Annotated in this window: 20 protein-coding genes; 10 read left to right on the top strand and 10 right to left on the bottom strand. The window is 47.5% G+C overall.

Going from position 1 to position 20,897, the window contains the following annotated elements:
- The first annotated feature begins 19 nt into the window (after positions 1-19).
- The 5 genes from VBY75_RS01450 to VBY75_RS01430 all read left to right on the top strand — a co-directional run bounded on the left by VBY75_RS01450 (position 20) and on the right by VBY75_RS01430 (position 5,997).
- Positions 20-1,543 (top strand): GGDEF domain-containing protein, encoded by a 1,524-nt coding sequence (locus VBY75_RS01450; protein ID WP_054488188.1) that lies wholly within the window; start codon positions 20-22, stop codon positions 1,541-1,543.
- A 73-nt stretch (positions 1,544-1,616) separates the two neighbouring features.
- Complete coding sequence (gene ppnN / locus VBY75_RS01445) at positions 1,617-2,972, top strand: nucleotide 5'-monophosphate nucleosidase PpnN (protein WP_054488189.1); 1,356 nt, start codon at positions 1,617-1,619, stop codon at positions 2,970-2,972.
- Positions 2,973-2,979: 7 nt separating this feature from the next.
- Positions 2,980-3,366: a DUF3192 domain-containing protein gene (locus tag VBY75_RS01440; RefSeq protein ID WP_222235471.1), complete on the top strand. Its 387-nt coding sequence runs from the start codon at positions 2,980-2,982 to the stop codon at positions 3,364-3,366.
- On the top strand, positions 3,363-4,886 hold the full coding sequence (locus VBY75_RS01435; protein WP_416510708.1) for a hypothetical protein: 1,524 nt from the start codon (positions 3,363-3,365) through the stop codon (positions 4,884-4,886). Before VBY75_RS01440 ends, VBY75_RS01435 begins: the two co-directional genes overlap by 4 nt.
- Before the next feature lie 106 nt (positions 4,887-4,992).
- Complete coding sequence (locus VBY75_RS01430; protein WP_199494893.1) at positions 4,993-5,997, top strand: isocitrate dehydrogenase; 1,005 nt, start codon at positions 4,993-4,995, stop codon at positions 5,995-5,997.
- Between the two features lie 44 nt (positions 5,998-6,041).
- On the opposite strand, the gene rlmM is transcribed toward VBY75_RS01430, so the two are convergent.
- The 9 genes from rlmM to VBY75_RS01385 form a co-directional block, all read right to left on the bottom strand.
- On the bottom strand, positions 6,042-7,151 hold the full coding sequence (gene rlmM / locus VBY75_RS01425) for a 23S rRNA (cytidine(2498)-2'-O)-methyltransferase RlmM (protein ID WP_054488194.1): 1,110 nt from the start codon (positions 7,149-7,151) through the stop codon (positions 6,042-6,044).
- Positions 7,151-7,531 (bottom strand): DUF423 domain-containing protein, encoded by a 381-nt coding sequence (locus VBY75_RS01420; protein WP_054488196.1) that lies wholly within the window; start codon positions 7,529-7,531, stop codon positions 7,151-7,153. The genes rlmM and VBY75_RS01420 overlap by 1 nt, the downstream gene beginning before the upstream one ends.
- A complete protein-coding gene (locus VBY75_RS01415; RefSeq protein WP_224797295.1) occupies positions 7,528-8,151 on the bottom strand; it encodes an alpha/beta fold hydrolase in 624 nt (207 codons plus the stop codon). The genes VBY75_RS01420 and VBY75_RS01415 overlap by 4 nt, the downstream gene beginning before the upstream one ends.
- Positions 8,151-9,050 (bottom strand): transcriptional regulator GcvA, encoded by a 900-nt coding sequence (locus VBY75_RS01410; RefSeq protein WP_416510704.1) that lies wholly within the window; start codon positions 9,048-9,050, stop codon positions 8,151-8,153. The genes VBY75_RS01415 and VBY75_RS01410 overlap by 1 nt, the downstream gene beginning before the upstream one ends.
- A 97-nt stretch (positions 9,051-9,147) precedes the next feature.
- Positions 9,148-9,912 (bottom strand): SDR family oxidoreductase, encoded by a 765-nt coding sequence (locus VBY75_RS01405; protein ID WP_054488200.1) that lies wholly within the window; start codon positions 9,910-9,912, stop codon positions 9,148-9,150.
- Between the two features lie 20 nt (positions 9,913-9,932).
- Positions 9,933-10,829 (bottom strand): 3-hydroxyisobutyrate dehydrogenase, encoded by an 897-nt coding sequence (gene mmsB / locus VBY75_RS01400; RefSeq protein WP_054488201.1) that lies wholly within the window; start codon positions 10,827-10,829, stop codon positions 9,933-9,935.
- Between the two features lie 27 nt (positions 10,830-10,856).
- Complete coding sequence (locus VBY75_RS01395; RefSeq protein WP_416510701.1) at positions 10,857-11,978, bottom strand: enoyl-CoA hydratase/isomerase family protein; 1,122 nt, start codon at positions 11,976-11,978, stop codon at positions 10,857-10,859.
- A gap of 9 nt (positions 11,979-11,987) precedes the next feature.
- Positions 11,988-13,145: an acyl-CoA dehydrogenase family protein gene (locus tag VBY75_RS01390; RefSeq protein WP_199494897.1), complete on the bottom strand. Its 1,158-nt coding sequence runs from the start codon at positions 13,143-13,145 to the stop codon at positions 11,988-11,990.
- Between the two features lie 12 nt (positions 13,146-13,157).
- Positions 13,158-14,657, bottom strand: coding sequence for a CoA-acylating methylmalonate-semialdehyde dehydrogenase (locus VBY75_RS01385; RefSeq protein WP_054488204.1), 1,500 nt, complete (start codon positions 14,655-14,657; stop codon positions 13,158-13,160).
- A 68-nt stretch (positions 14,658-14,725) separates the two neighbouring features.
- On the opposite strand from VBY75_RS01385, the gene VBY75_RS01380 reads away from it, so the two are divergent.
- The gene (locus VBY75_RS01380) at positions 14,726-15,604 is read left to right on the top strand and encodes an EamA family transporter (RefSeq protein WP_054488205.1); all 879 of its coding nucleotides are present in this window, start codon (positions 14,726-14,728) and stop codon (positions 15,602-15,604) included.
- A gap of 20 nt (positions 15,605-15,624) precedes the next feature.
- Here VBY75_RS01380 and VBY75_RS01375 read toward each other — a convergent pair whose 3' ends face one another.
- Positions 15,625-16,806 (bottom strand): acetyl-CoA C-acyltransferase, encoded by a 1,182-nt coding sequence (locus VBY75_RS01375; protein ID WP_054488206.1) that lies wholly within the window; start codon positions 16,804-16,806, stop codon positions 15,625-15,627.
- Positions 16,807-16,884: 78 nt separating this feature from the next.
- On the opposite strand from VBY75_RS01375, the gene VBY75_RS01370 reads away from it, so the two are divergent.
- Genes VBY75_RS01370 through VBY75_RS01355 form a run of 4 tightly spaced genes read left to right on the top strand, consistent with a single transcriptional unit; the run spans position 16,885 to position 20,895 of the window.
- A complete protein-coding gene (locus VBY75_RS01370; protein ID WP_054488207.1) occupies positions 16,885-17,304 on the top strand; it encodes a MerR family transcriptional regulator in 420 nt (139 codons plus the stop codon).
- Complete coding sequence (locus tag VBY75_RS01365; protein ID WP_199494901.1) at positions 17,301-18,470, top strand: isovaleryl-CoA dehydrogenase; 1,170 nt, start codon at positions 17,301-17,303, stop codon at positions 18,468-18,470. The genes VBY75_RS01370 and VBY75_RS01365 overlap by 4 nt, the downstream gene beginning before the upstream one ends.
- A 15-nt stretch (positions 18,471-18,485) precedes the next feature.
- On the top strand, positions 18,486-20,093 hold the full coding sequence (locus VBY75_RS01360) for a carboxyl transferase domain-containing protein (RefSeq protein ID WP_278354605.1): 1,608 nt from the start codon (positions 18,486-18,488) through the stop codon (positions 20,091-20,093).
- A 16-nt stretch (positions 20,094-20,109) separates the two neighbouring features.
- Complete coding sequence (locus VBY75_RS01355) at positions 20,110-20,895, top strand: enoyl-CoA hydratase-related protein (protein ID WP_416510696.1); 786 nt, start codon at positions 20,110-20,112, stop codon at positions 20,893-20,895.
- The last annotated feature ends 2 nt before the right edge of the window (positions 20,896-20,897 follow it).

The raw sequence follows: 20,897 nt of genomic DNA, 5'->3' as shown, positions 1-20,897 counted from the left end.
AGTATTGGGTAGGTGAGCATTGGCAGTACCTGAAACACCACAAGAAAAGATTCAGCATCTTAGCAAAAAGTTGCAACAGAGCATCCAGTCTCGTAAGCAATTAGAAGATGACTATTTACGTGACTCACAAAGATACTCAAATTTTGTGAATGATCTTTGCTTAGCGTTAAGTGGTGTTGATACGGAGCTGGACACTCTGCTGCATAAGCTGCGCGGACACCTGCAGCAGAATGCTTCTGCGGCCGTTCTCGAGCCAATTATGCAGAAGCTTAGCGACGCAATATCGCAGCATACGATTCGTTTGCAGACACAGCTAAAGCTAACCAACGAAAGCATCCGTCAGGCGCTGGCTTCAATTAAACCGCACGATAATAACAGCCGCTCTAAACTGCAGCGTGTCGCCAGCGAATTTGAGCAACCGACAATGACGGTTTCTCACTATCTTCCGTTGATGAACCAATTACTGGCACTTTCCTATCAACAGCCTGCTGTTAAGACAGAGACTCAAGTTAGTCAGTACCAGAGCCAATTGCTCGACTTACTAAGCGAAGTTGAGTTTTCAGGAAACGCTGCCGATACTCTGCGACAAATGAAAGTTGCCCTGCAAAAACCGCAGACAAGTGAAACTCTGCTCGCCATCACTTTAAAAATCATGCGGTTAGTTTTCAGTAACATTAATGATGAACGAAAGTCGGCACAGCATTTCTTAAAGCAACTGAATGCTTCGCTGGAATCGGTTCAAAGTGTGCTGGGTAAAACTATTAATCATTCTTCAGACTACGCTGACCAGCGCGTTCATCTGAATCAAAAACTGAAAAATGGCGTCTCAGAGATCAGTGCATGTGTCACCGATGCCTGTGAGCTTTATGACTTAAAAGAGTCCGTTGGCAAACAATTACAGACATTAAGTGAAACACTGAATCAACACTTGAAGTTGCATGATGAAGAGCGTGAAAACTTTAACAGCAACACGCTGGAAATAAAGCAGCAGCTAAGGGATACCGAAGCTCAGGTCGAGTACTATAAAAAAGAATTAGCAAAACAGCAGTTTCGTAGCTTACAGGATAATCTGACCAAGTTACCCAACCGGTCGGCTTTTGAGGAACGCCTAAACCTCGAGTTTGAGCGTTGGGTAAAAGGTGAGACACAGCTTACTATCGCGGTAATAGACGTCGACCACTTTAAAAATATTAACGATAACTTCGGTCATATTGCCGGCGATAAAACTCTGCAAGTTATTGCAGGAACCCTCAGCAAGGCACTCAAAGAGTCTGGTTTTGTCTGTCGCTACGGTGGCGAAGAGTTTGCTATTATATTCTGTTCGGATGATCGGGAAGCTTATCAGCACATCGAAAATGCACGGGGAAAAGTTGCGACTATTCCGTTTAAATTTAAAAGTGAAGACATTCGTATTACTATTTCAGCAGGAATAGCGAAGTGTCAATACAACGAAGATACGCCATTAGCGGTTTTCGAAAGAGCAGATAAAGCTCTATATGATGCAAAAAATAGCGGGCGCAATAAGGTCATGAAAGCGAAATAGAAACTAGACGCACGACCAACGCCGGCACAAGGATGACGCCGAGTCATCGTTTTTACAGGAGTATGAAAACATAATGAGAGCAAGCATTTCTCCAAGAGGCAGTATGTCTCTTTTGTCACAGCTCGAAATAGAGCGTTTAAAGCAGTCCTCAAACAGCCAACTTTATAAATTATTCCGTAACTGCTGTCTTGCGGTTTTAAATGCCGGTAGTAACACCGACAGCAGTGCTGAAATCTACGATAAATACAAAGACTTCGCAGTTAATATTATTCGCAAAGAGCGCGGCATTAAAATTGAACTTATAGAACCACCTGCCGAAGCCTTTGTTGACGGCGAACTGATTGTCGGAATACGTGAACTACTCGAGTCTGTATTACGTGACATTCTTTTTACCGGAGACCGTTACTCGGAAGAAGAACTTAAAGACGCTGATAGCGCTACCCTCACCCATGTGGTATTCGATATTTTACGCAACGCCCGCACCATTCAGGCGATGCAAGAGCCGGACATGGTAGTTTGCTGGGGAGGCCACTCCATTAATGAAGGCGAGTATAAATACACCAAAGAAGTGGGTTATCAACTCGGTTTACGAGGCCTCAACATCTGCACAGGGTGTGGCCCTGGAGCAATGAAGGGTCCAATGAAAGGCGCTACTATCGGACACGCTAAACAGCGCATTAGCAGTGGCCGTTACTTAGGTCTTACAGAACCCGGAATTATTGCAGCAGAGCCACCTAACCCTATTGTCAATGAGCTGGTTATTCTGCCTGATATTGAAAAACGTTTGGAAGCTTTCGTGCGCTGCGCCCACGGAATTGTGATTTTCCCGGGTGGCGCGGGTACGGCAGAGGAACTGTTGTATTTACTTGGCATTTTGATGCACCCGAAAAACCAGCAACAAAGTTTGCCCGTAATTTTGACAGGCCCCGAAAGCTCTAAAGACTACTTTGATGCTTTAGATACTTTTATCGTCGATACGTTAGGCGAAGACGCCCGCGGTTTTTACCGTATTATTATCGCAGACCCTGCCGGTGTCGCTCAGCACATGCATGCGGGTATGGCGGCGGTAAAACAGTATCGCCGTGACTCAGGCGATGCTTACTACTTTAACTGGACCCTCTTTATCGATGAAAACTTTCAGCGTCCTTTTTATCCGACTCATGAAAATGTTTCATCGCTTAACCTGCACCCAGAGCAGCCCAAAGAAGAGCTTGCCGCTGATTTACGTCGCGCCTTCTCTGCCATTGTTGCCGGTAATGTGAAAGACGATGGTATTCGCCAAATTAGAGAAAAAGGCGTATTTACTATTCATGGTGAAAAACAGTTAATGAAGCGACTTGACGTATTGTTAAGAGCATTCGTCGAACAGGGTCGTATGAAACTGCCGGGTTCGGTGTATCATCCTTGTTATAAGGTTGTTACTGACTGAAGGATTTATGAAAAATAAAGTCTTTGTCATACTTGCTATTGGTGCCGTAAGTTATCTGGCTATTGTCGGAGCAGTACTGATGCTTTATCAGGCTGACCCCGCCGATTTGCAGTGGCAGGAACGGGAAACCTACAACGCCAGACAAATTGGTCAGTTGGATCTCGGTATGTCCAAAGACAGCGTTATCCGAATTTTGGGCTCCCCGGATATCAACGAAGCAAAAGCCTCACCCAAAGGTGACATGCAAGTATTGTTTTATCGTACACATCACGTGACTTCTGACGGTATCACTACGAAAGATGAGTGTACCCCTCTGGTTTTCCGAGACAATGAGCTCATCGCCTGGGGTAACGATTCATACCGCGACTATCAGGATAATCAGAGGCGCGAATGAATAAACTGACGGAGTGTTGTGAAAAAGCCGGTAATTTACTGAAACAACACGATATTCGTCAGCTTTATCGTTTAGTTCAGTTTATTGATGAGGAATACCAGCAAAACCGCTGGCCGGAGCTTCTTCCAATTTATGCCGAGCAACAGTACCCGGAAGACAACCACGCGATAAGTGAGATACTTGCCGTTTGCGTTAACGCCTTAAAGTGCGGTTATCAGTGGTCTTTACACACCCATTATCGCCGAATTCTGGCTGCGGCCTGTATCAGTGCAAAACTTAATCCCGACCCTGGCTATTGGAAAAAGCGTCAGCTGCGACAGTCACTGTGGCTTTCTGCTTTAGAGACATTGACGTTAAGCTCACCCGATATCGTTGTATTTAGATACTGGGTTGAAGCACTGACTCAAGTGCAGCTAAAACGAATCGAACCCAGCCTGGCGTTTTTTCCGTTATTAAACGGAGACTTTCGCTATCGTTTCTGGGCGCTTCTAACCCAGCAAGACACCTTCTCAGTGCGGCTGACAGGCCAGAAGTTTTCGAATGAACAAAACAAACAAACTGCCGTATTGCTGGGCTTTGAAGGCAAGCATGCCGTCGTAGCCTTAATTCATAAGTTGGACAGTCCATTTTACCTGAGCCCGGAAGAGTCAGGAAATTGGCAAATAAACAATCGAGCTCTGACGAATGAACAACTCAACGCTCTGAGTAGCCATCGCTTAATGAAACAAGAGCAACAGAGCTCAATACAGCAAACACCGCGTTCGCTGTTAAAAGCGATTAATCGATACGCAAATGCAAATGGCGCCTTGAATGCCGTCATTCAACAGGTAAACCAGCTTCCTTTTTTAGCCAATAGTCTGCACGCTGCAGTCCAACAAAGTGAGCGTATTGGTTACAGCGAAGCGAGCCGTATGGATTTAAAACAGGCATACTTGTGGCTGGGTTCTAAGCGAGCTTCCGTAATTCTGGCCACTGCATTCCTGCAGCACCAGTTTTCTTTAAACACTATTCCTTTGCATAAAAATTTGATGCAAAAGCTCGGCTTATTAACCACTTTATTGCAGCGTTTATCAGATACCACAAGCATTAATTTACCCACACCGGCGCCGCTACTGGCTTTACTTTCAGGTTCCGACTTATTTCGACACCCAGAGCTGATAAAGTCCGCTAAATGGCCTCGGCCTAAATACGTTGAGCATTGCTACAGCACCAGTTGGGTAGGCTCAGCGCTGGATATTAGTGATTTTCGCCGGAGTAAGCAGTTGGTCAAACGCTGGCAGCTGCCTCCGGCTACTGAGCGCCTATTAGATCCAGATAAGGAAGAAAATGATGAGTTAAGTGCCCTTTTCTTTTTGTCACACTATTTGACCTTAAGCACTTATTACCCCGATGTATCATTAAGCAGCTCAGTCAAATCCCTGCTAAAATCCAGTTGTCAGCAATTAAAAATCGATGCTGATCAATTGACAAAAATTAAAACAAAAGCAGCCTTCGACAGTCATTGTTACTCACCGTTATAGTGCTTATTCGCGTGGTGAATAGTACAGAGCTAGTCAGTATTATCAACGCGGTGGTAGAATGACCGTTCCTGTTTTTTGTTGTAACACGGTTTAAAGGAAGCAATTCATGAGTAGAACCATCACAGTTATTCCAGGTGACGGCATAGGCCCGGATATCGTTAAGTCAGCAACCGCAATTTTAGATAAAGCGGGTTGTGACTTTCAGTATGAATACGTAGAAGCCGGCCTGACTGCTTTGGAAAAAACCGGAGAGCTATTACCGCAAAATACTCTTGATGCGATTGAACGTAACGGTGTTACTTTAAAGGGGCCATTAACAACCCCAGTTGGCGAAGGCTTTACTTCAATTAATGTCAGCCTGCGCAAACATTTTTCTCTCTACGCAAATGTGCGCCCTGTATTGTCCTTTAAAGGGACTCAGGCCCGCTATGAAGATATTGATATCATCACCATCCGCGAAAATACCGAAGGTATGTACTCGGGTTTAGGACAAAAAGTCTCTGAAGATGGTAATGAAGCTGAAGCTATGAGCAAAATCACGCGCGAAGGTGCAGAGCGTATCGTGCGGTTTGCTTATGAAACAGCGCGCCGCGAAGGTCGTAAAAAAGTTACGGCAGTTCACAAAGCCAATATCCTGAAGTCAACGTCAGGCTTATTCCTTAAAGTTGCTCGTGAAATTGCAGAAGAATATCCGGATATCGAGTCGACAGAAATGATTGTCGATGCGGCTTGTATGCGTCTGGTAATGAACCCGGAAGAGTTTGATGTGATTGTTACCACAAACCTGTTCGGCGATATTCTATCTGACCTTTGTGCTGGTTTGGTCGGTGGGCTAGGTATGGCACCAGGCGCTAACATTGGTAAAAACTGCGCCATTTTCGAAGCCGTACATGGTTCAGCTCCGGATATCGCCGGTAAAAACCTGGCAAACCCAAGCTCAGTAATTCTGGCTTCGATTCAAATGCTTGAGTATTTGGGAATGCAAGAACAAGCAACCAATATCACCAAAGCACTGGCCGACGTCATTGCCAGCGGCGACCGTACAACTCGCGACTTAGGCGGTTCACACGGCACAACAGACTTTACTCAGGCGGTTATTGACCGACTTTAAGATTTTCGGCATGGCCATGTCTCTCATGGCTATGCCGAAACAAGCTAACTCCGTGGCAGCCAACGTAAGTGTACAGTGACTTCTTCACGGTCGTGATAAAGGTGCTTAGCCTGAATTTCAAAAGGCTTGGTGCCTTCAGTCTGAAGCTTATCGGTAATCTGACTTAAATACTCTTTCACTGCCGCATAGCGCTGTCGCATTGGCAACTTCAAGTTAAAGATGGCTTCTTCACAGTCGCCTTCCAATAACCAACTGGTCATCAACTCACCGACTCGTGCCGGCTTTTCGACCATGTCACAAACCAACCAGTTAATATTCTTACGTTTAGGACGAAACTTAAAACCATCTTCTTTAATATGCTTAACCTGACCTGTCTCCATTAAAGACTCAGCCATCGGTCCGTTATCGACCGCCTGTACCATCATGCCACGACGTACTAACTGATAAGTCCATCCGCCTGGAGCAGCACCTAAATCCACGGCTTTCATGCCCGAGTGAACACGTTTTTCCTGCTCATTTTCAGGTACAAACACCTGGAAAGCTTCGTCCAGTTTCAGGGTTGACCGGCTAGGTGCTTCTTTGGGCATACGCAAACGAACAATACCGCCTTCGTGCACTGTCTGGTTATAGCTATAAGAATACCCCACCAGCGCATGTGCCGAGTTAACAAATAACACGTGTAACATAGGTCGCTTAGCCAAAGGCTTATTACTTAAAAGCTCTTCTTTACGCAAGGCCTGGCGCAGCGGAACACTGAACTTCCGGCAAAACTTTGATAGCTGATTAGCTTCGTTGGTATCCGGCGTTTCTACTCGCAGTTCACCCGCTAAACCAAAAGTTTCTCTGTGAGGTTTCAGCACATCAATAACTTCGGACGCACGATCTTCAATACCGGCCAATTTTACCGGACCAAGTAAGGCAAACATTTCTCGTGCAAAAACCAGATCTTTAAGCGACAGCTTACGGGCAATGTGTTCAGCTTCTTCATGCTGGCAGTTATAAGTGACATAGGCCTGATCAGGTTGAGTCTGACAGTAGCCGTAAACACCCAGCTCTGCCGTTTTATCCTGAATTTCAGCCGCACAATCGCCTTCAAACCCAGCGCGACACAGTAATACAATACCACTGCCTTTGCCGCTAACGATGTCTTTCATTAACTACCTGCTCCTAACTTCACTGCGCCAACTAACAAACTGAGCCAACCGGCAATAAATAACAATCCGCCGAGCGGCGTTATTGGCCCGAACCATTTAATGCCCGTCAACGCTAACGCATACAAACTGCCCGAAAACAAAATAACACCCGCCAACCATAAATAACCGCTGGCAACAAACCAAACCGAATGTGACTGCTTTAACCAAAGCGCTAAGGCAAATAATGCCAGGGCGTGATAAAACTGATAAGTAACACCAGTTTCAAATGCGCTTAACAAGTTTTCGCTTAACTTCGATTTAAGCCCATGGGCAGCAAAAGCCCCCAGCATAACGCCTGTACCGCCTAAAATGGCCGCCACAATTAAAAATAACTGACTCATTGAATGAACTCCTTAATAGCATCTGCAGCCTCTTGCCATAGCTTAGGCGTATCCGCCGCTTTGGCTTTTGTGGCGGCAAAACCGTGATCGGCACCCTCTAGCCATTGTAACTGCCAGTTGTGCGGTAACTCCACGCATTGCCCCTGCTCCGCTCTTTTTAAAAGAGGCTTACTAAATGGGTCTCGAGTGCCCTGTAAAATAAGGCCGGGAGCCTGCGTCATTTCCAACTCTTCCAAACGTGACTTTTCCGGCTTATGCGGCGGATGAAACGGAAAACCCAGAGCAATTACTGCTTTCGCGCTGTACTTGTCAGCTAAGCGCAACATCACCCGGCTTCCTAATGACTTACCCATCAAAACTAACGGCTTATTATCTTGCTGTAATTCGCTCAGCAGCTCGTCAATTGCATCGACCAGCACCGGCATTTTATTAGGAGGTCGTTGCTTACCGGTTTCCCGGACCATTTCCCAATAAGGAAAATCTGGCCGCACAACTTCCGCGCCAAGCACCGCACCCTGCTCCGCAAAAAAATCCATAAACTCTGTATCCGGCCCACCACCTGAACCGTGCAAAAAAACAATACGAAAGGTTCCGTTCAAATTCTGCTGTTGATAGCGCATTATTGATTAAACTCTTGCTCTTCTTTTTGAACCAAACCAAGTAGCCATTGACGGAAAGTCGCGATTTTACCTATCTCCGCCTGATTGTCACGACAAACAAGATAAAAGGCTTTATTCCGCTGCAAAGTCTGAGGAAAAATACGAACCAGGTGTCCGCTGTCAATTTCGGATTTAACCAGCACATTATTCGCTAATGCAATGCCCTGTCCGTGAACCGCTGCCTGCAAAGCCAAACTGGAATGGCTGAATACCGGTCCGTTATCGCCTTTATACTGGGGCAACCCTACCAACTGAAACCAGTCCTTCCAGGCATTTCGGGTTTCATCATGCAGCAGCGTTTGTTTGAATAAATCTATCGGCTCTTGAATGTTGGCTTTGTCTAACAACAAGGGAGAACAGACTGGCCATAAATATTCTTCATGCAACTGGTAAGCTTTTACGCCGGGCCAGCGGCCATCACCATAGTAAATAGCAACATCAACATCGTCCGTCAAAGAGCCACTAATTTCATCCACCGCTTTAATGCGTATGTCCATATCGGGGTGCTCTTCACGAAAACTACTGAGCCGTGGGACAAACCATAAAATAGCAAAGCTGGGGGGAACCGAAACGGTCAACGCGCCTCGTTCAGACACTAGCCGAAGCTTATCGGTGGCCTGTGCCAGTTGTTCAAAAATATCCCGTAACTCTAAGTAGTATTCCTGCCCTTCTTCGGTCAGCAACAGCGAGCGGTTACGTCGAATGAAAAGTTTAAGCTCAAGGAAATCTTCTAACGCTTTTACCTGATGACTGACGGCCGCCTGAGTCACAAATAACTCTTCGGCTGCTTTGGTAAAACTAAGGTGACGCGCTGCCACTTCAAATGATTTAAGCGCGTTTAAGGGAGGTAATTTCCGCATGCCATTAATTAAAAAGCGTCTCTGTTTAGTAGATAACTACCACTATAACAGAGACGCCCTTAGTTCGGCTATTTATCATTACTTTAACTAATGTGACTTACAGACGAACGCCGCCGTCAATCTCGACCACACGGCCGCTGAAGAAGTCATTTTCAATAATGTAGCGAGCGCTGTGAGCAATTTCATTGGGCTGCCCCCAACGTTTCAACGGAACCATAGATAACGCGCGATCAACCGCTTCAGGTTTCATCTGCGCAGTCATTGGGGTTTCGATAAAGCCAGGCGCAATGGCACCACAGCGAATGCCGTAGCGACCCAATTCACGAGCCCAGGTGACTGTCATGGCAACCACACCGGCTTTGGTTGCGGAATAGTTAGTCTGTCCCATGTTGCCGGCACGCGCGACACTGGAAATATTGATGATAACGCCTTTCTTACCAGCTTTTACCATCTGCGCTGCGGCTTCACGGCCGCATAGGAAGGTACCGGTGAGGTTCACATCCAGAACCGACTGAAATTGCTGCAGTGGCATCTTCTGTTTCAGTTCGCCGTCTTTGAATTTAATCAGCAGGCCGTCACGCAGTAGGCCTGCGTTGTTTACCAGCACATCAATACCATCAAACTCTTGCTGAATTTGTTCAAACACGGTTTCTACCGACTCTTCGTCAGTAATATCAACTTCATAGCCAACTACTTTGGCAGCACCCAGCTTTTCGCAGTGCTCCTGAGCTTCACCTAATACGTCGCCGTTAATATCGATAAGTGCAAGTTTAGCGCCTTGTTTGGCGAAATCTTCAGCCATTGCAAGGCCCAGCCCCTGGGCACCACCGGTAATAACAATAACACTGTCTTTAATTTGCATGTGCTTCCTCGTTTCTTAGGTTACTTCTGTGACTTAGGTGCCACATAATTAAAAATACTGGAAAAATCCTGACGACCGTGGCCTTGCTCAGACCAGCTATGGTAAAGATTACGAGTCAGTGACCCCATAGGCGTTGCGGCACCGCTTTCTAATGCGGTTTGTTGCGCCAGGCCTAAATCCTTAGCCATTAAGTCAACCAAAAAGCCGCCCTGATAGTCGTTACTTGAAGGCACGTTGTCCATTACGCCAGGACACGGATTATAAACCTGTAAAGTCCAGTTGCTACCTGAGCTTGCCAGCATAATTTCCGATAAAACTTTCGGGTCCAGCCCGTTCGCCTTACCTAATTGCAGAGCTTCTGAAGTACCCACCATTAACACCGACAACAGCATGTTGTTGCAAATTTTTGCAATCTGTCCGGCACCGACATCACCGGCGCGGAAAACATTTTTCCCCATGTCGTTAAGCACGGTGCGAGCGCGGTCCACATTGGTTTCTGTGCCGCCGCAAATAAAGGTTAAGGTGCCGGCTTTCGCGCCACCCACACCACCAGAAACCGGCGCATCAATAAAGGCAATACCGGCTTTCTCGAGCTGTTCACCCACATACATAGCGGTATCTGATGAAATGGTACTGCAATCAATGACAAGCTGATCTTTGGTCAGCTTATTGATTAAACCGTCGTCTCCAAGGTAAACAGCTTTTACGTGGCGGTCTGCCGGCAGCATAGACACCACAAACTCAACGCCGTCGATGGCTTCAGCCGCTGTTTTCGCTGCCTGTGCACCGTCCGCAACTATAGCTTTCAGCGCGTCTTCCGATAAATCAAAAGCCTTAACGGTGTGGCCTGCTTTTGCCAGGTTGCTGGCCATAGGGCCACCCATGTTTCCCAGTCCAATAAATCCTACGGTTGCCATACAGGCACTCCTTCTTGTTAATTCGTTTTATTTATCAAGATCGGCTAATGGATGCGTTCGCTCGCCCCAGGGCGGTAAAAAGAATGCATCAACCTCTTCTGCTGGTACTTCGCCTACCGAGCTATGCTGCCATTGTGGGTTCTTATCTTTATCAATCAGCAATGCCCGAATACCTTCTGCAAAGTCACCACGAACCGCACAGTTACAAGACAAGGTCAGCTCTAACCGGAAACAATCCGCCAACGACAAATCAGAGCCCTGCTGCAGTTGGTTCCAGACCAGATGCGAAGTAAACGGACAACCATTTGCCAGATTCTTACGCGCCCGCGCCAGCCATTTATCATCGGTTTCATTATTCACAATACGTGTAACAATATCGCCAATGTCATTGCCGGCTGTTAATTCTGTAATAAGCGACTGGTGTGGCTCAACCTGAGGGTTAGGTAAGGCCGTTGTGTCGTTGCTGGCAACTGAACTTAATAAGTCGGTCACTTTCTGCTTATTCAGTGCGGAGGTATTACCCCATTCCATTTCTTTAAGCTGAGTCAGAATCGTTTCTTTACTTTCGTGACCCACGAAATGGTCTGCCAGGTTCAGATATAACGCATCATTTGCGTTCATCGTTGCACCCGTAATACCTAAGAATAAACCACAGCCTTGTGGCATGCGATTAAGGAAGTAGGTAGCACCAACGTCCGGATACAAGCCAATCGTCACTTCCGGCATGGCCAGTAACGAGCGCTCAGTCACAATACGGTGGCTGGCCCCGTTCATTAAGCCCATACCACCGCCCATGACAATACCGTCACCCCAGCAAATGAAGGGCTTAGGGAATGTCTGGATAAAGTAATCAAGCTGATATTCCTGGGTAAAGAAGTTTTCAACCTCTTCAACTAATTTACCTGGCTCGGCCTGCATAGCTTTATACATAGCGACAATGTCACCACCGGCACAGAAGGCTTTTTCACCAGCGCCCTGCAACCAGACACAAGCCACTTTGTCGTCATCTGCCCATTTCTTGAGCTGTGGTAGCAGCTTTTCAGCCATTGCCAGACTCAGAGCGTTCAGTGATTTTTCGGAATTTAATGTAGCAACGCCGATGACTTTGTCACCGGCGTTTAGTTCTTCAAAAAGTACAACGTCTTGCATGGAGTCTCCTTACAAGATTTCGCGGTCATTATCCGCCAACATACGGCGACCAATAATCATACGCATGACTTCGTTCGTGCCTTCCAGAATCTGGTGAACACGAACATCACGCACATGGCGCTCTAATGGATACTCTTTTATGTAGCCATAACCACCGTGCAGTTGCAGTGCGTCGTTACACACCTTAAAACCAACATCGGTCGCAAACTGCTTCGCCATAGCGCAATAGGTGGTTTTGTCAGCGTCGTTGTTATCAACTTTACTGGCTGCCAAACGCACCATTTGACGGGCTGCTACCAGCTCAGTGGCCATATCAGCTAACTTAAACTGTAGCGCCTGAAAAGCTGCCAACGGCTTACCAAATTGCGTACGTTCCTGCATGTAGGCTTTAGCGGTATTCAGCGCCGCTTGTGCGGTACCGACAGAGCAAACCGCAATGTTGATGCGTCCACCGTCTAAGCCCATCATGGCAAACTTAAAGCCTTCGCCTTCTTTACCCAGCAAGTTTTCTGCCGGAATACGAACGTCTTCAAACGTTACTAAGCGAGTTGGCTGGGCGTTCCAGCCCATTTTCTCTTCGGCTTTACCGTAAATAACACCTTTGGCATCGGCCGGTACAGCAAAGGCAGAAATGCCTTTAGGACCATCTTCGCCAGTGCGTGCCATAACCACCAGAACGTCAGTTTCACCGGCACCAGAGATAAACATCTTAGAGCCGTTCAGAACGTACTCGTCACCATCTTTTTTTGCACTGGTGCGTAAGCTGGCAGCGTCTGAACCTGAACCGGGTTCTGTCAGGCAGTAAGAGCCCAGCTTCTCGCCGGTAACCAACTCTGGTACCCACTGATCAATCACTGACTGTTGGCCGAAGGAGCCAATCATCCAGGTGACCATGTTATGAATCGTCATCATAGCCGTGGTTGCTGTACAGCCACCCGCCAACTGCTCAAAAATGAGCGCTGAGTCTAAGCGGCTCATTCCAAAGCCGCCAGCTTCTTCCGGCGTGTACATGCCCATAAAGCCCATTTCACCGGCTTTACGGAACACTTCAATTGGGAAGTGGTGTTCTTCATCCCACTTAGCCGCATTAGGCGCCAGCTCTTTATCAGCAAACGCTTTAGCCGTATCAACAAAGGCTTGCTGGTCTTCTGTCAATTCGAAATTCATCGCTATCCCCTACTACCTTAGGTTAATTGACATGTTAGGGCCGGCTGGATCTTCCAGATCGCTCTCAAACCAACGCGCCGTTACTGTCTTCGTTTCACTGTAAAAACGAACGCCCTGCTTACCATAAGCATGAAGATCACCAAAGAATGAACGCTTCCAGCCGGTAAATGAGAAGAAAGGCAGTGGTACCGGAATTGGGATGTTAATTCCTACCTGACCCACTTCAACTTCGTGCTGGTATTTACGCGCTGCCGCACCGCTTGCAGTAAAGATAGACGTACCATTACCGTAAGGGTTGTTGTTAACCAGCTCTAATGCGTCTTCTAAGCTGTCCACTTCTGTGGCGCACAATACCGGACCGAAAATTTCCGTTTTGTAGATTTCCATATCCGGCGTTACGTTAGAAAATACTGTTGGACCAACCCAGTTACCGTTTGGCAGGCCATCAACTTTGCAATTACGACCATCAACCAACAATTTCGCGCCTTCTTTTTCACCCTGAGTAATCAAAGCTTCAACGCGCTCTTTTGCTTGTGGGCTAATAACCGGACCATAAGCGGCATTTTCATCATTCCATGCGCCCGGACGAACTTTCGCAATGGCTTCAGCAATTTCAGGGATCCACTCTTTTGCCGCACCAACGAATACTGCGACAGAAATCGCCATACAACGTTGACCCGCTGCACCGACAGAAGAACCAACCATGTTGTTGATCACTTGCTGTTTATTGGCATCTGGCATAATAACGCAATGGTTTTTCGCACCAGCAAAGGCCTGTACCCGCTTACCATTTTCTGTACCACGACGGTAGATGTACTCTGCAACCGGCACAGAACCAACGAATGACAAGGCACGAACTGCCGGATGATCCAGCAGGAAATCAACCTGATCTTTATTGCCATGCAGGACCTGCAACACACCTTTAGGCGCGCCAGCTTGTTCAAATAATTCCACCAAACGATTTGGCGTTAATGGATCTTGCTCAGAAGGTTTAAGAATAAAGGTGTTACCACAAGCAATTGCCAGCGGGAACATCCACAGTGGGATCATAGCCGGAAAGTTAAATGGCGTAATACCTGCGCAAACCCCAAGTGGCTGAGTGTAGCTGTAAGAATCAATTTTACGGGCAACGTTTTCAACAGTTTCACCCATTAATAACGAAGGAATATTGGCTGCGTGTTCAACTACTTCGATACCACGCCAGACGTCACCTTTTGCATCTTCAAAAGTTTTACCGGTTTCCTGCGCCAGAGTTTCTGCTATTTCTTCCTGATGTTCTTTTAACAAGGCCTGATAACGCATCATGACACGAGCGCGTTCAGAAACAGGCACTTCTTTCCAGGTTTTAAAAGCTTCGCGTGCACTCTCAACCGCTGCTTCCATTTCACTCTGGGTAGCAACTGGCACTTGTGCGATAACTTCCTGTGTCGCTGGATTGGTGACAGGAATCCACTGTTCTGACTTCGAGGCGACAAATTCGCCATCTATATACAGAGGCACTTTCTTAGACATAATTCACCTTCTTATTGTGTTATTTTGTCATCTATTGATGAGCTAAATTTAGTTAAGTGAGCCTTAACGTGACCCTCTTAATTCTGATTACTTTACTTTGGGCCGCCAGTTTTTCGCTAATCGGCGTTTATCTTGCCGGTCAGGTTGACGGTTATATTGTTGTGTTTATCCGCATGATTTTAGCACTGATAACCGTGTTACCGTTATTTCGTTGGCGGCATTTGTCTCCCAAAAGTGGGCAGCTACCTCAACTGACTAAACTGGCCGTTATTGGCGCTATACAAATTGGCGCCATGTATTTGTTTCTTTACCATGCGTTTTTGTATTTGAGCGTTGCCGAAGTGCTTTTGTTCACTATTTTTACACCGCTCTACATAACCCTCATTGACGAACTCATACTCAACCGCAAGCATTTACCTCTTTTATGGTGGATTGCTGCGGCAGTATCCGTTTGCGGCGCTGCCATAATTCGGTATCAACCGCTGTCTGATGATTTCATCACTGGTTTCTTTTTAATTCAGGCCGCCAATGCTTGCTTTGCCTTAGGTCAAGTTGCTTATAAACGTTTACCGACCGGTAAGACATTGGCACAAAGTCAGCAATTTGCTGCGTTTTTCTTTGGTGCCAGTGTTATTGCCGGCCTGGGTGTTTTGCTTTTTGCTGACCTAAACATGATGCCTGCAACTAACCTCCAGTGGGGCATTTTACTGTGGCTAGGTATTGTCGCCTCAGGCCTTGGTTACCTTGGTTGGAACCTTGCCAGTAAATGGGTCAACACCGGACAGCTTGCCACTATGAACAATGCCTTAATTCCCGCTGGAATTCTGGTTAATGTCTTATTCTGGGAACAGTCCTTTGACTACACCCGTTTAAGCATTGGTGCTTTGATCATAGTGCTTGCCGTTTGGCTAGCCGGGCGGGTTCAAAAGCTGAAACCCGCAGGCTAGCCTATACCGGCAAAGCCCGACTAGATCATTTCCACAGCCAGAGCGACAGCTTCGCCGCCACCGATACACAACGAAGTAATGCCTCGTTTCTGGCCTTTTTGTTTTAAGGCGTGCAACAGCGTTACCAGCAAACGTGCACCGCTTGCGCCAATAGGATGCCCTAAAGCGCAAGCTCCGCCATGCACATTCACTTTGCTCGCATCCAGTTTCATTTCCTGAATTGCCAGCATGGTTACCATGGCAAAGGCTTCGTTAATTTCCCATAAATCGACGTCGTCTTTTGTCCAGTCCAGCTTGCTCAACAATGAGTTCATTGCGCCAATAGGTGCAATAGTGAATTCAGACGGTGCCTGCGAGTGCGTTGTGTGACCCATCACCCGGGCCAACGGCTGCAGACCTTTGGCTTTTGCTTCACTTTCACGCATTAAGATAAGCGCCGCAGCACCGTCAGAAATAGAGCTTGAGTTAGCCGCGGTGATCGTACCGTCTTTTTTGAACGCCGCACGTAACTGAGGAATTTTATCCAGTCGTGCTTTACCCGGCTGTTCATCGGTATCTACGGTAACTTCACCTTTACGAGTTGAGTAAGTCACCGCTGTAATTTCATCTTTAAACAAGCCGTCTTTAATGGCTGCCTGCGCTTTGGTTAAAGAATGAATCGCAAATTCATCCATTGCTTCACGATCAATACCGTACTCATCAGCAGTACTTTGCGCGTAGCTTCCCATGGCTTTATTCTCGTAAGCATCTTCAAGGCCGTCGAACATCATGTGATCCAGCACTTGTCCATGCCCCATGCGATAGCCGCTGCGACCTTTAGGTAGCATATACGGCGCGTTGGACATGCTTTCCATACCGCCCGCCAGTACAACGTCAGCAGAACCGGCTTTGATTAAGTCATGAGCCATCATCGCGGCTTTTAGGCCCGAGCCACAAACCTTGTTTATCGTTGTAGCGCCGGTCGAACGAGGTAAGTCAGCATAAAGCATCGCCTGACGAGCCGGAGCCTGACCTAAGCCTGCCGGCAAAACATTACCCATGATAACTTCCGAAATATCATCGGCTTTCAAACCGCTGTTACTCAGTGCTGCCTTAATGGCTGCTGCACCCAAATTAGGAGCAGAAACTTCACTCAGACAACCCTGAAAACCGCCCATTGGCGTACGGTTGGCCGCCACAATCACGATGGAATCGCTTGACATCTTTCCTCCAAATGCACTTTACGTTAACGTAAACTTCCTCTAAGCTTAGATCCCAGAGCAACCAAAAAGCAAGTACCGATGGACAATAAAGTAACTTACAGTATTGGTGAACTGGCAAAACAATTTGACATTACCACTCGCAGCATTCGTTTTTACGAAGACGAAGGTCTGCTCTCTCCCAGACGCCAGGGCCAACAGCGCATTTACACCAATAAAGACCGGGTTCGTTTAAAGCTGATTCTACGCGGCAAACGGCTGGGGTTTTCACTGGCTGAAACCGGCCGTTTATTTGAGTTGTACGATGCAGACAACAGCAGCGCGGCGCAGTTACAAAAAGTACTTGAGCTCATCGGTGAGAAAAAGCTCTCGCTCAAACAACAGATGGAAGATATTAATGTGTTACTGACCGAGTTAAGCGGTCTTGAGCAACGTTGTCAGGACGAGCTTAAGACCATTAGCTCATCAGTTTCAGAAGTTCATTCTCAGGAGTCGTTATGATCAGTCAATACACCACCTTTAACTTTGGGCTCGGCGAAACAGCCGACATGATCCGTGAGCAAGTTAATGCCTTTGCGCGTGACGAAATTGCCCCTCGCGCCGCTGAAATCGATGAAAAAAATGAGTTTCCCAGCGACTTATGGCGCAAGCTTGGCGATATGGGTCTGCTCGGTTTAACCGTTGCCGAAGAGTATGGTGGTTCTGGCATGGGCTACCTTGAGCACGTTATCGCGATGGAAGAAATTAGCCGTGCATCAGCCTCTGTTGGCCTGAGCTATGGGGCACACTCCAATTTGTGTGTGAACCAGATTCACCGCAACGGTAATGAAGAACAGAAGCAAAAATACTTACCTAAGTTATGTACTGGCGAACACGTTGGTGCCTTAGCAATGAGTGAACCTAACGCCGGCTCTGACGTTGTCAGTATGAAGCTACGCGCCGATAAAAAAGGCGACAAATACATTCTGAACGGCAACAAAATGTGGATCACAAACGGTCCTGAAGCGAACGTCTTTGTTATTTACGCAAAAACCGAACCCGAAAAGAACTCTCGTGGTATCACCGCTTTTATTGTTGAAAAAGACACGCCAGGGTTCAGCCAGGCACAAAAGCTCGACAAACTGGGTATGCGTGGTTCAAACACCTGTGAACTGGTGTTTGAAGATGTCGAAGTGCCTGCAGAGAACATTCTGGGTGAACTTAACGAAGGCGTTAAAGTGCTGATGAGCGGCCTTGATTACGAGCGCGCTGTTCTTGCTGCTGGTCCTTTAGGCATTATGCAGGCCTGCCTTGATACTTGCGTACCTTATATTCACGATCGCAAACAGTTCGGTAAAGAGATCGGCGAATTCCAGCTGATTCAGGGCAAAGTTGCTGATATGTACACTCGCACTAATGCGGCGCGTGCTTACGTTTACGCAGTAGCTCAGTCTTGTGACCGTGGTGAAACTACCCGTAAAGACGCCGCAGGCGCTATTCTTTACGCAGCCGAATTAGCGACTCAGCTTGCGCTGGACGCTATACAGTTATTGGGTGGTAACGGCTACATTAACGAGTATCCGACAGGCCGCCTGCTGCGCGACGCGAAGCTTTATGAAATCGGTGCCGGTACGTCGGAAATTCGTCGTATGCTTATTGGTCGCGAACTGTTCACTGAATCAAAATAATAAGGAGGCAACGCCGTGGCGATTTTATCCAGTAAAATCAACACCCGCGATGCACAATTTGCGGCTAACAGTGAGTCTATGCAAGACGTCGTTAACGACTTGCAGGAAAAAGCGACAAAGATTCATCAGGGCGGTGGTCCTAAGTATCAGGAGCGCCACTTATCTCGCGGTAAATTACTGCCTCGTGACCGTATTAATAAGTTGCTGGACGCTGGCTCGCCATTTTTAGAAATTGGCCAGTTTGCCGCCTGGGAATGCTATGAAGATTACGTTCCTGCTGCTGGCGTTGTCGCTGGCATAGGTCAGGTTGAAGGCACTGAGTGCATGATCATCGCCAACGATGCCACTGTGAAAGGCGGCACCTACTACCCGCTGACCGTGAAGAAGCACTTGCGCGCTCAGGAAATTGCCGAGCGTTGTCACTTGCCCTGTATTTACCTGGTGGACTCTGGCGGTGCCAACCTGCCCCGTCAGGACGAAGTATTCCCTGACAAAGAGCACTTTGGCCGCATTTTCTTTAATCAGGCGAATATGTCAGCCAAAGGCATTCCTCAAATTGCGGTGGTTATGGGCCTTTGTACTGCTGGCGGTGCGTACGTACCCGCGATGGCGGATGAAAGCGTTATTGTTAAAGAACAAGGCACCATATTCCTGGCAGGTCCACCTTTGGTTAAAGCTGCAACGGGTGAAGAAGTTTCAGCCGAAGAGCTTGGCGGCGCCGACGTGCACACTCGTATTTCCGGTGTTGCCGACCATTTTGCTCACAACGATGAGCATGCTTTAGCTTTAGCACGCCGCTCGGTAGCACGCCTTAACCGAGGCGAGCCAACTAAGCTGGATCGTCAACCATCAAAACCACCGCGTTACGACGCCAAAGAGCTGTACGGTATTGTCGGCACCGACTTGCGTAAGCCTTATGACGTTCACGAAGTCATTGCGCGCATTGTCGATGATTCAGACTTTGACGAATTTAAAGCTAACTATGGTAATACACTGGTGACGGGTTTTGCCCGCATTGACGGCTACCCCGTTGGTATTGTCGCGAATAACGGCATTTTGTTTTCCGAGTCGGCACAAAAAGGTGCTCACTTCATTGAGCTTTGTGCCCAACGTAAAATTCCACTGGTGTTCTTACAAAACATTACCGGCTTTATGGTCGGTAAAAAGTACGAAGCCGAAGGCATTGCCAAACACGGCGCGAAAATGGTTATGGCCGTTTCCTGTGCGAAAGTTCCTAAGTTTACCGTCTTAATTGGTGGTAGCTATGGTGCCGGTAACTACGGCATGTGTGGTCGCGCTTATGACCCAACCATGATGTTCATGTGGCCAAATGCGCGTATCTCGGTCATGGGTGGTGAGCAAGCTGCAGGCGTTATGGCGCAGGTCACCAAAGATAACTTAGCCCGTAAAGGCGAAAGCCTGAGTGAAGAAAAAGAACAAGCGCTGAAAAAGCCGATTGTTGAGCAGTACGAGAAACAAGGTCATCCGTATTATGCGTCTGCCCGCTTATGGGATGACGGCATTATTGACCCGGCACAAACGCGCGAAGTTCTGGCACTAAGCCTTGCCGCTTCATTAAATGCACCGATTGAAGACAGCCGTTTCGGCGTCTTCCGCATGTAATCGGAGGTTATTAACCATGGCAAAATACACAGAGCTTGATATCAACAGCCAAGGCGTTGCGACGCTGACGTTAAACCGCCCGGATGTTCACAACGCTTTTGACGATGTGATGATTGCGGAACTCCTGAAGGCATTAGAACAAGTTGAGGAAAGTAATAGCGCGCGCGTGCTGGTGCTTCGTTCAGAGGGTAAAAACTTTTCTGCCGGTGCGGACCTGAACTGGATGCGTTCCATGGCTGATAAAAACTACCAACAAAACGTGGATGACGCCGGAGAGCTTGGGCTTTTAATGGAGCGTCTGGACTTGCTCAGCAAGCCCAGCATTGCTTTAGTCCAGGGTGCCGCTTTCGGCGGTGCCGTAGGCCTTGCTGCCTGCTGTGACATTGTACTGGCGCAACCGCGCAGTAGCTTTTGTTTGAGTGAAGTGAAAATTGGACTGATTCCCGCGGTTATCAGTCCTTATGTTGTCCGCACCATTGGCGAGCGCCAATCACGCCGATATATGCTGACAGCAGAACGTTTCTTTGCCGATAAAGCGCAGGAACTGGGCTTAGTTAATGACGTTGTTGAAGACTTCGATGAGCCCCTGAACAAACTTTTGGAAGCGCTTTTAGCGAACAGTCCACAAGCGGTAGGAGCCTGTAAGAAACTAATTCGCAATGTCGGTTCACGACCAATCGATAAAGACGTACGTGAACACACCATTAAAGCCATTGCCGAAATTCGCGTGTCGGACGAAGGTCAGGAAGGACTCAGTGCGTTTCTTGAAAAACGCCCCGCCGCCTGGCTTAAACAGAGTTAACA

The sequence above is a fragment of the Idiomarina sp. HB genome, assembly GCF_048059115.1.
In the GTDB taxonomy this organism is placed as follows: domain Bacteria; phylum Pseudomonadota; class Gammaproteobacteria; order Enterobacterales; family Alteromonadaceae; genus Idiomarina; species Idiomarina abyssalis.
Note: the sequence above shows the minus strand (reverse complement) of the source record. Positions and strands in the feature narration are given on the sequence as shown.